The sequence below is a fragment of the Chryseobacterium sp. GW823-FHT05E08 genome (genome assembly GCF_058795655.1).
Genome location: NZ_JBXAHY010000002.1, coordinates 688,017 through 700,169, shown reverse-complemented (window position 1 = coordinate 700,169; position 12,153 = coordinate 688,017). Strand labels below are relative to the sequence as shown.

Below are 12,153 nucleotides of genomic sequence, written 5' to 3'. Positions count from 1 at the left end.
AATATATTTACAACATTAATAACCTAACCAACTTGCTTCAAATGAAAAAAACTTTACTCACTTATTTTTACATCATTTTACTCTGCTTGTCTGGAAAAATGTTTTCTCAGACTTATCAGCTTACAGGAAACCCTATAGTAACCACAGGATGGGACTTGGTCTCAAGTGCGAACATCGCTGGTGGTGATTTTGTACAGCTCACCGCAGATACGGGAGGCCTTTATGGCGCAATAAAACTGGCCTCTCCTATAAATTTGAAATATTGCGATAAATGGAAAGTGGAATTCGATTTCAGGATCGATGGAAACGGAACTACTGCATTCGGAAGAGGAGACGGATTTACATTCTGGTATCTTGCCAATCCTCCGGCAGGATTTGTATCAGGAGGAGGACTTGGAATTCCTGCAAATGCCAATGGACTTATGGTAGGTTTCGATATTTTTAACAACACTACTGAAGGACAAATGAGTAAAGTTCACGTTTTATACGGAACAAACAATGGCCTTAATAATAATATTGAATATAATAATACTCCTGGAAGTACTTTCCATTCTCCAGATCTTATCACAACTCAACCGTTTGTAGGACCTACTTACAAACATGTTGAAGTAAATGGAGAAACTGATCCTGCTAACCCTGCAAACTGGCTTATCAAGATCAGAATTGATGGCGTATTAATCACTGATCAATCGTTTGCACCATCAGGAGGAGCAATAGGGATGACAACCGGATATTTCGGATTTTCAGCAGCAACAGGAGGCGCCAGTGCAAGACACTCAATTAAAAATGCAAAAATTTTCATTGATAAAGTTCCTATTTTAACAAATACGATCACTCCTTTTGTATGCGTAAACCCTGCAACAGGAACAGGAACTGTAGATTTAACATCATACAACACTCAATTTGTAGCAAATCCTGCCAATTACATCATCACCTATTTTGGACCTGGCGGAGTACCTATTACCAACCCAACCAACTTTCCATATTCAGGAAGCACAACAATAACGGTAGTTGTTAAAGATCCATCATCTACATTATGCGATAACGGAGATGGAGTTATTAAATTAAATCCAACCCCTTTCGCTGCAACTGACGTAACATTAACCGGATGTAACAACAACAATGCCGGTGTAGCAATATTTGACCTTACAACAGCCGCCGTAACAACAGTAACAGGAGTAACAAAAAAATTCTACCCAACATTGGCAGACCTCAACGCAGGAACCAACGAGATTCTAAATCCAACTACCTATTCTTCTGCTCCAGGTTTTATTTATGTAAAAGTAACAACTCCTCAAGGCTGCGTTTCTAATGCAAAAATTACATTGAACCATTTCGCCGTTGTAACAGTGAATGATGCAACATTGAGAGCTTGTTTCATTGAAACAAATCCTTCAACAGGATTATTTAACCTTACGAATGCCTCTGTAACAACATTGGGAGGAATTACTAAAAAATATTATCCGTCTTTAGCCGATGCTCAAAACGGTACAAATGAAATTCCGGCCACAGCGGCAGCGGCATACACAGCTCCAAATGGTGTAGTTTACATTAAAGTTACAAACGGAAACGGATGTTATGCGATTGCAAAAGTAACCTTAATCGTAATTGCCCCTGTTTATTCAACTGTTTTGAAGGATAAAACAATTTGTATGGAAGACAAAACTACCCTAGACGCAGGACCTGGATTTAGTTCTTACCAATGGAGTACGGGTGCTACAACTCAATCTATCAGCAATGTAGGAGTTGGAACTTATTGGGTGAAAATTAAAACAGGAGATTGTATAGCAACTCAAAAAGTAACAATTTTCCCTGCAGAACAGCCTGTTATCACAAATGTTGATATTTCAACTACAACAATCACCATTAATGTGATGGGAGGAACTCCGGCTTATCAATATTCAATGGATAATATTAACTGGCAGGATTCTAACATATTTAAAAATGTACCGAGAGGTGACAATAAAGTATATGTAAAAGATGCTTACGATTGCGAACCGATTGATATCACGATTGTTGTTCCAAATATTATCAATGTAATCACTCCAAACGGAGACGGAATAAATGATGCCATTGATTATTCTGCATTAGCTAATAAGAAAAACCTTGTATTTAATGTATTCGACAGATACGGAGCCAAGATTCACCAAGGTGACAAGTCTACAAGATACAGATGGGACGGAACTATAGCTGGAAGAAAAGTTCCTACAGGAAGCTACTGGTATTCTGTAACATGGAATGAAAATGACAAGAAAAACACTCCTTTTAAATACTCAGGATGGGTATTGGTTAAGAATAGAGATTAATATAATAACATTTCTGATAGTAAAAGAATCACTTCACTTTTTTTGGAGTGATTCTTTTATAACATAATTAAAGTTGATAATTTAAACCAAACCATCCTTTTTAATAATTATTTTAACGCTTCACTATTAACCTGATTAAAACATATAAAAAAGACTAAAAATCAAAATTATAAACATTAAAAATTAATTATATTTACAAAACAAATAATCTAATGTAAAATGAAAAAACCTATACTTTTTTATTTATTTATTATTCTACTTTCCCTCCCAATAAAAATTCTTTCACAAACTTATCAACTTGCAGGAAATCCTGTAAATACAACGGGATGGACAATGGTAGCGCCTACAGTTGTGAATACTGACTTTATTCAGCTTACTCCGGACACCAACGACAAATCCGGCTCTATACGCCTAAACGACCCAATTAACTTAAAATATTGTGACAAATGGCGAGTAGAATTCGACTTTAGAATGGATTCAAACCAAACCTACAACGGTGACGGAATAGCATTTTGGTATTTAGCCAACCCACCCATTGCAAGTGTATTGGGATCAGGAATCGGAGTTTCTCAAAACGCAATAGGTTTCATTACGGCTTTTGACACTTACAACAATGCTACAGGAAGTTCAGGAATGAGTAAAGTGCATGTCGCTTATGGACAGGTTGCCAACACTTTAGACACCAACAATTCTGAATTCTTCAATGTTCCGGGAAGCTCTTTCCATTCGCCAGACCTTAACGCAACACTGCCATTTCAGGGAACAACTTATAAACATGTTGAAGTGAGCGGAGAAGTAGACCCAGCCGCTCCGGCCAGCTGGATTGTAAAAATAAGTATTAATGGTACATTGATCGTCAATCAATCCTTTGCTCCTTCAGGTGCAGCAGCAGCAATGACTGTAGGATATTTTGGATTTTCAGCTTCTACAGGAGGTGCAAGATCAAGACATTCTATTAAAAATGTAAAAGTTTATGTAGATAAAATTCCTCTTTTACAAACCGCAATTACTAAGACTCTCTGCCCAGACTTAGCAGGAATGTCAAGCATTGATTTAACATCATTGAACCCGCAGTTTACAGCAAACCCTAATAACTACAACTTTACATATTATATTACAGGAAGCGGAACTCCAATTCCCAATCCTACCAATTTTCAATATAATTCAACCACCAATATTTCTGTTGTCATAAAAGATCCAACATCAGTATTGTGTGATAATAATGATGCAACGGTAGTCTTAAAAGTTGCTCCAACCGTCACAGTTAACGATGCAACGTTGAGAGCCTGTTTCATTGAAACAAATCCTGCAACAGGTTTATTTAACCTTACTAATGCTTCTGTAACATCAACACCAGGAACTACTAAAAAGTATTATCCATCTTTAACGGATGCACAAAACGGAACAAATGAAATTAGCTCTACAGCAGCAGCGGCTTATATTGCTCCAACTGGTGTTGTCTACATAAGAGTAACCAATTCAGATGGCTGTTTTTCAATTGCCAAAGTAAATTTAATTGTACTCGCTCCGGTTTATTCTACCGTTTTAAAAGATAAAACAATCTGTATTGAAGACAAAACGACACTAGACGCAGGCCCTGGATTCGGTGCTTACGAATGGAGCACAGGAGCAATAACACCATCCATTAATAATGTTAGTGTTGGAACGTATTGGGTAAAACTAAAAACAGGAGATTGTACTGCAATTCAGACTGTGAAAGTTTATCCTTCAGAGCAACCGGTAATTACAAGTGTTGATATTTCAAGCAATGATGTTACAGTACATGCAATGGGCGGAAGTGCTCCTTACAAATATTCAATGGATAATATCAACTGGCAAGATTCAAATGAATTTAAGGATGTTCCGAGAGGAGATAATAAAATTTATATAAAAGATGCTTATGATTGCGAACCTATCGACATTACGATTGTTGTTCCCAATATCATCAACGTAATCACTCCAAACGGAGACGGAATAAATGATGCCATTGATTATTCATCTCTTGCAAGTAAGCAAAATCTTGTATTTAATGTATTCGACAGATACGGAGCCAAAATTCACCAAGGTGACAAATCTACAAGATACAGATGGGACGGAACCATCGCAGGAAGAAAAGTTTCTACAGGAAGCTACTGGTATTCTGTAACATGGAACGAAAACGACAAGAAAAACACTCCAATTAAATATTCCGGTTGGGTATTGGTTAAGAACAGAGATTAACACAATAACCATTTCAAATAATAAAAGAATCACTTCAATTTTTTTGGAGTGATTCTTTTTTGCATAATTTAGTACGAGATATTTCGTTTTAAGCTTATTTTATTCACATCCAATTCCTAAATTTGTCATATGAATTATTTGGAAGCTTTAAGCAGAAGATATTCTGTAAAGAAATTCAACCACGAAATTATTCCTCAGGAAACTCTTCACAACATTCTTGAGTCAGGAAAGCTATCTGCAAGTTCGCTAGGCCTTCAACCCTATAAAATTACAGTGGTGGAAAGTGAAGAAATGAAGCAAAAATTAATTCCGGCATTTTATAATCCATCACAAATATCTACATGCTCTCATCTTATTGTCATTATTTCAAAAAAGACAATTGGTGAAAGCTATATTCAAGGTTATTTTAATCATATTTCTGAAGTAAGAGATGTTCCGTTAGCAAACCTCGACCTCTTCAAAAACAGTATCAATCAACATATTACTCAAAAAAACAACGATGAAATTTTCAATTGGGCAGAAAAACAGTCTTATATAGTTTTGGCCAACTTAATGTACGCTGCAGCTATAGAAAATGTTGACACCTGTCCTATGGAAGGCTACCGTCAGGATCTGATTGAAGAAATTCTAAATATCGATCCCGAAACAGAAAAAGTGACCGTCACTCTGGCATTAGGTTACCGTTCTGAGGAAGATCATTTCCAACACATGAAAAAAGTAAGAAAACCAAACGAAAAATTGTTTAAATTTATTTAATTATTTAGACGATTGTACTTAAAGCAAGCATATGATAAAAGCGGATGTATTAGTAATTGGTTCCGGCATTTCGGGACTTTCTTATGCCATAAAAGTTTCTGAGCAACTTCCCGATGCCAAAATAATCATAGTTACGAAATCTGATGAAGACGAAAGCAATACCAAATACGCACAAGGCGGTTTAGCGGTAGTCACAGATTCTAAAAATGATAATTTCGAAAAACACATCGAGGACACCATGCGTGCCGGAGACGGTGAAAACAAACGCGATGTTGTAGAAATGGTCGTAAGGGAAGCCCCGGCAAGATTCAACGAAATCGTAGAATGGGGCGCTAATTTTGATAAGAAAAATGGAGAATTTGCTTTAGGAAGAGAAGGCGGCCATACAGAAAACAGAATTGTTCACCATAAAGACATCACCGGTTTCGAGATCGAAAGAGCTCTTTTAGAAACAGCTAATAAAAGCCCAAATATTGAGATCTTAGATCATCATTATGTAATCGATATCATTACCCAACACCATGTTCCGGGTAAAGAATTAAACCAAGGAGACATCCATTGTTATGGAGCTTACATTTTAGATGAAAAGTCTAAAAGCATAAAAAAAATCACTTCCAAAATTACTTTGGTTGCGACTGGAGGAGCGGGACATGTTTATAAAAATACCACCAATCCAAAAATCGCAACAGGAGACGGAATTGCTTTTGTAGCTCGTGCAAAAGGACAGGTTTCCAATATGCAATATTATCAGTTTCATCCAACAGCTTTGTATAGCAAAATTGATGGAATGTTATTTTTAATTTCTGAAGCTGTACGTGGAGACGGAGCAAAATTAAGGACTAAAAGAGGCGAAAAATTCATGCAGAAATATGATGAGCGTGAAGAATTAGCTTCAAGAGATATTGTTGCAAGAGCAATTGATAATGAAATGAAAGTTTCAGGTGACGAATATGTTGGCTTAGATTGTCGCGATATGGATCAAGAAAAGTTTTTAGAACACTTCCCGAATATTTATAAAAAATGTAGAGAAGAAGCAATTGATCCTTTCACTCAATTAATCCCTGTAGTTCCAGCTTGTCATTACTTAATGGGCGGAATTGAAGTTGATAAAGACGGACAATCATCCATCAAAAACCTTTTTGCTGTTGGAGAATGTACAAATTCAGGATTACACGGAGCAAATAGACTTGCTTCCAATTCTTTGCTTGAAGGTTTAGTTTTCGGGCATAATGCTGCGATGAAAACGATGGCTTTACTTAATGAAAATAATTTCAACTTCGACGATTTAAAAGCCGTTCCGGAATGGAACGAAGAAGGCATGAAAATCATGGATGAAATGGTGATCGTATCCTATCTAAGAAAACAACTTCAGGAAATGATGAGCGACCTCGTTGGAATTGTAAGAAGTAATAAACGATTGGCGATGGCCTTACAAAAGCATCAGGAAATCGCTGCCGCAGTTGACGAAATCTACCACTACTCTATTCTTTCGCCACAATTGTCTGAACTGAGAAATTTAACTACCGTTGCTCATCTCATCATTACCCAATCTATGGAAATGACTGAGAATAAAGGAGCATTTTACAATAAAGATTTAGCTTAAAAAGCATACAAAATGAAAAGACCAAACTACGTTACAGATAAAGTTTTAAAACAATTCATAAAAAACGCTTTAGAAGAAGATATTCAGGATGGAGATCATTCTACACTTTCTACAATTCCGAAAGATCTTGAGCAGAGTGCGAAACTTTTAGTAAAGCAAAACTGTATTTTGGCAGGTGTAGAATTGGCTGAAATCATTTTTAAAACTTTTGATAAAAACTTAAAAGTTGAGAATTTCATCAAAGACGGAGCTCCTGCAAAAGTTGGAGATGTAGCTTTTATCGTCACTGGAAGTGCAAGATCTATACTTTCCACAGAAAGACTTGTTTTAAACTGTATGCAAAGGATGAGCGGAATTGCAACCCTTACCAATGACTGGGATTCTCGATTAGTAGGCACTAAAACTAAACTTTTAGATACAAGAAAAACAACTCCTAATTTCAGAGTTTGCGAAAAATGGGCAGTTGCAATCGGCGGTGGAACCAATCACAGATACGGTCTTTACGATATGATTATGTTGAAAGACAACCATATTGATTATAACGGGAGCATCACCAATGCTGTAAAAATGGCCAAAGATTACATCAAAAAGAACAAGAAAAAACTAAAAATAGAGGTCGAAACCAGAAACCTTGAAGAAGTTGAGGAAGCCATCAAAGCAAAAGCCGACAGAATCATGCTTGATAATATGAATGTAAAGATGATGAAGCAGGCTGTAAAAATGATTAATGGCTCTTGTGAATCCGAAGCATCAGGAGGAATTACCCGCGATATGTTAAAAGAAATCGCCTCCACCGGGGTAACTTATATCTCTGCAGGAGCCTTAACTCATTCCGCAGAGAATATGGATTTGAGTCTCAAAGCGGTGAAATAGCGTTGTATTTTTAATAAAAACAACCCCCATTTGTTAAAAATTCAATAATATGATTTTTTTCATGCGAAAATTCAATTTTAGTTTAAATTTCTAACAATCAATAGATTACAACTTATTAAGATTGAGTAAAAATTAACATACAGTTAATATTAGTTAAAATTTATTTCCCGAATTTTGCAGAAAATTAAATCTAACTATTACTCACGATTATGAAATTAATCAACAAATCGATACTGACTGTAGCTATTACGTTATCTACAGCTAGTGTTTATTACGCTCAAGAAACTAAAGACACTATTAACTCAACTAGGTCTAAAGATATTGAGGAGGTAATCCTAAGAGGAGTTACTGATATCGCTAAAGATAGAAAAACTCCAGTAGCAGTTTCTACAATTAAAGCTGCACAAATTCTTGAAAGACAAGGAAACCAAGAGCTTGTAGAATTGCTAAACACAACGCCATCTGTATATGCTACAAAAGGTGGTGGTGGTTTTGGAGACTCTCAGATTGTTATGCGTGGTTTCGAATCTAGAAACATTGCAGTAATGGTGAACGGTATGCCTGTAAATGACATGGAGGGTGGTACTGTTTATTTCTCAAACTGGACTGGATTATCAGATGTTACAAGTTTCATGCAGGTACAGAGAGGACTTGGTTCTTCTAAATTAGCTATTGCTTCTGTTGGAGGTACTATGAACTTCATCACGAAGTCAGCAGATATGAAAAGAGGTGGTATCGTAAGATTAGGAGTTGGTAACAATGACTATTTAAAAACATCATTTGCTTACAATACAGGAAAATCTGACAAAGGATGGTCTTCTTCATTTTTAATGAGCAGACAATCTGGAGCAACCTATGTTCAAAACACAGACTATGAATCTTACGCTTACTATTTTGCGCTAGGCTGGGAAGCAAATAAAAAACATAATTTCCAATTTACAATCACTGGTGCTCCACAATGGCATGATCAAAGATCTTATGCTCCTGCTATCGCTGATTATATCAGATATAATCCTGATAACGATGGAACTCCTGACAGAACTTATAATTCAGATTGGGGATATTATACAAATGCTGAAGGAAAAAGACAAGCTCTTTCTAACAGATCAAACTATTACAACAAGCCAGTTATAATGCTAAACTGGGATTTTAATATTAATGAAAAATCTAAGTTAAGCACAGTTGCATACATGTCTAATGGTAGAGGTGGTGGAACTGCAGATCTTGGAAGAGTAAATAATAGAGGACTTACAACTTTAGTTAATGGACAACCATACTTTAGAGATGCACAGGGACTTTATAATTTTGACAAAGTTTTTGCTGAGAATGCTGCAGTAAATCCAAATACAGCAAATGCTGGATCAACATTAATCCGTAGAGCTAGTATTAATTCTCATAACTGGTATGGTATTTTAGCGAATTTCCAACATAAAATCAATGACAACTGGAACTTCTCTGTAGGTACTGATGACAGATATTACTACGGATACCACTATCAAGTTATTTCTGATTTATATGGTGCGCAAGGATACAAAGATTCTAATAATAAAAATATAGCTCCAAACGTTGTTTCACAAACATCTGACTATAAAAAATTATCATGGAATCCTTTTGGCGGAAGTCAAACCCCTCTAAACCAACAAGTTGGATTCAGTAATGATGGTGAAGTAATATGGTACAGTGGATTTGGACAAGTTGAATATACAAAAGATAATTTATCAGCATTCTTACAAGGATCAGTTTCAAACCAAGGTTATCAAAGAATTGACAACTTCGTTATTGATGGAAGTACAGTAAAAGGACAAACTGTAAATACAAAAACTGGTTTTAAAAACATTTTTGGATATAATATCAAAGGGGGTGCTAACTATAACATTAATGAAAATCATAATGTTTTTGCAAATATTGGTTATTACAGCAAGCAGCCATTCATGAATACTGTGTATCCAAGCAACTTAAACATTGTTAACCCTCAGTTAACTAATGAGAAAATTTTCTCTGCTGAAGTTGGCTACGGGTTTAGATCAGCAAATTTCAGTGCGAATGTTAACGTTTACAGAACGCAATGGAAAGACAGAGCTTTAAGAAGAACGATCCAGGTTGCTGACGTAACTGATGCTTACGCAGAAATGAACGGAATTACAGAAATCCACCAAGGAGTTGAATTTGATGCAACTTACAAAGTAAATAAGTTCCTAGAACTTAACGGTATGTTCTCTTGGGGAGACTATTATTATAAAGGAAATGCTACAGGAACAACATTTGATGGAAATAACAATCCTTTAACTGTAGCTGGTGATTCAAATACAACAACTTTATATATTGACAAAGTAAAAGTAGGAGGAACAAGCAGCAACAGTATTCCACAAATGACTGCGTCATTAGGAGCCACTGTTAAACCGGTAAAAGATTTAAGTATCTATGCAGGTTGGAGATTTGTAGGTAAACTTTATTCTTCTATCGACATCGCTACTTTCTCAAATATAGCTAATCAAGACAGAGGAGTACTAAAATTACCAGATTATAATTTAACAGACATTGGTGTATCATATAAAATCAGACTGAGAGACGCTAATCAATATTTCACTATTGGAGCTAACGTTTACAACTTGTTCGATACTACTTACATCCAAGATGGTGCAACAAATATTTTTGGAGGTGATAAAATCACAACAGCAGGAGATCCTGATTTAGGTAAAACATATCAAGATGCCGGAAGAATGTATAACGGTATTGCTAATGGCAACAGAGTATTCTTCGGATTTGGAAGAACATGGGCTGCTAACCTATCATTCAACTTCTAATAATATAAAAACATTAGATTTTATAAATATCAATCCCGGCTTATCGCCGGGATTTTTGCTATATTTGTGACTAGAAAAAAAGAAAAAATAGGATTATGGATTTTTACAAGATTTTATTGAGTGCCCACAAGGGATTTGGGTATTTAGAGCTTCTATTAGTAACATTATTTATTATTGCACTTTTAGCTACCATGTTTGGTTTCAGCGGGAAAGTAAATAAATTTTTAAAGAAGACTACCCTTTTCACAATGATTTTCTTTCACGTTCAATTTTTATTGGGAATTATTATGCTTATTACATTTTTCTCAGCAGGAGCAAACATGGGAGAAATAATGAAAAACTCAGCACAGAGATTTCAATATGTAGAACATCCTTTTTCTATGCTAATTGCAGCAGTATTAATGACAATTATCAACAAAAAAGTAAAATCTAGCGATACTATTTCTTTGAAAATTGTAATTATGGGATTAATTGCAGTTGGTTTATTTGCATTCGCATTTCCATGGACAAGAGTCTTTGGAGCTTAATTATATATTAATTTAAATTTTTTAATCAAACAATGAAAGTAGCTGTAGTAGGTTCAACAGGAATGGTTGGACAAGTGATGCTTAAAGTTCTCGAAGAGAGAAATTTCCCTGTAACAGAATTAATTCCGGTAGCTTCGGAAAGATCTATTGGTAAACAGGTGAAGTATAAACAGGTAGATTACACTATCGTAAGCATCGACGACGCTATAGCTGCCAAACCTGATATCGCAATTTTCTCGGCTGGAGGTTCAACATCTCTTGAATATGCACCGAAATTTGCAGAAGCAGGCATTACAGTGATCGATAATTCTTCAGCTTGGAGAATGGATCCTGATAAAAAATTAGTGGTTCCCGAGATCAATGCAAATGTATTGACAAAGGAAGATAAAATCATTGCAAATCCAAACTGTTCTACAATTCAGTTGGTGATGGTTTTAGGTCCATTAAACAAAAAGTATGATTTAAAAAGAGTAATTGTTTCTACCTACCAATCTGTAACAGGAACTGGAAAAGCTGCTGTAGATCAATTAAACGGAGAAATAAACGGAGACGACTCTGTTGCAAAAGTATATCCTTATCAGATTTTTAAAAACGCGCTTCCTCATTGTGATGTTTTTTCTGATGATGATTATACGAAGGAAGAAATTAAATTAATGAAAGAGCCTAAGAAAATTTTAGGTGATGATACCTTTAATTTAACAGCAACGGCAGTAAGAGTTCCGGTTCAGGGAGGACATTCTGAAAGTGTAAACATCGAGTTTGAAAACGAATTCGAACTTGATGAAGTAAGAAAGATTTTAGCTGAAACTCCGGGAGTAATTGTAATGGATAATGTTAAAAACAACGAATATCCAATGCCATTATATTCAGAAGGGAAAGACGAAGTTTTTGTCGGAAGAATCAGACGAGACCTCTCCCAGCCCAAAACGCTGAATCTCTGGATTGTAGCAGACAATCTGCGAAAAGGAGCTGCAACCAACGCAGTACAGATCGCAGAATACCTGGTAGCAAACAACTTAGTATAAACTAACAAAATAAAAAAGAGTCTCAAAATTGAGATTCTT

General features: G+C 35.7%; 8 protein-coding genes. All 8 read left to right on the top strand.

The window, feature by feature from the left end; translation table 11 throughout:
* Positions 1 to 41 precede the first annotated feature (41 nt).
* The 8 genes from AC1Q7L_RS09185 (at position 42) to AC1Q7L_RS09150 (ending at position 12,114) form a co-directional block, all read left to right on the top strand.
* Positions 42 to 2,306: an FIDD domain-containing protein gene (locus AC1Q7L_RS09185; protein ID WP_492305166.1), complete on the top strand. Its 2,265-nt coding sequence runs from the start codon at positions 42 to 44 to the stop codon at positions 2,304 to 2,306.
* Positions 2,307 to 2,525: 219 nt separating this feature from the next.
* Complete coding sequence (locus AC1Q7L_RS09180) at positions 2,526 to 4,526, top strand: FIDD domain-containing protein (RefSeq protein WP_492305165.1); 2,001 nt, start codon at positions 2,526 to 2,528, stop codon at positions 4,524 to 4,526.
* A 129-nt stretch (positions 4,527 to 4,655) separates the two neighbouring features.
* A complete protein-coding gene (locus tag AC1Q7L_RS09175) occupies positions 4,656 to 5,282 on the top strand; it encodes an NAD(P)H-dependent oxidoreductase (RefSeq protein ID WP_410691465.1) in 627 nt (208 codons plus the stop codon).
* A 31-nt stretch (positions 5,283 to 5,313) separates the two neighbouring features.
* Positions 5,314 to 6,885 (top strand): L-aspartate oxidase, encoded by a 1,572-nt coding sequence (gene nadB, locus AC1Q7L_RS09170; protein WP_492305164.1) that lies wholly within the window; start codon positions 5,314 to 5,316, stop codon positions 6,883 to 6,885.
* Between the two features lie 12 nt (positions 6,886 to 6,897).
* Positions 6,898 to 7,758 carry a carboxylating nicotinate-nucleotide diphosphorylase gene (nadC, locus tag AC1Q7L_RS09165; protein ID WP_410691467.1) on the top strand — a complete coding sequence of 287 codons (861 nt, stop codon included), beginning with the start codon at positions 6,898 to 6,900 and terminating at the stop codon, positions 7,756 to 7,758.
* A 209-nt stretch (positions 7,759 to 7,967) separates the two neighbouring features.
* Complete coding sequence (locus AC1Q7L_RS09160; protein WP_492305163.1) at positions 7,968 to 10,562, top strand: TonB-dependent receptor; 2,595 nt, start codon at positions 7,968 to 7,970, stop codon at positions 10,560 to 10,562.
* Between the two features lie 95 nt (positions 10,563 to 10,657).
* Entirely contained in the window at positions 10,658 to 11,089 is a 432-nt protein-coding gene (locus AC1Q7L_RS09155; protein WP_492305162.1) for a hypothetical protein, read from the top strand.
* Between the two features lie 32 nt (positions 11,090 to 11,121).
* On the top strand, positions 11,122 to 12,114 hold the full coding sequence (locus tag AC1Q7L_RS09150) for an aspartate-semialdehyde dehydrogenase (RefSeq protein WP_410691469.1): 993 nt from the start codon (positions 11,122 to 11,124) through the stop codon (positions 12,112 to 12,114).
* The last annotated feature ends 39 nt before the right edge of the window (positions 12,115 to 12,153 follow it).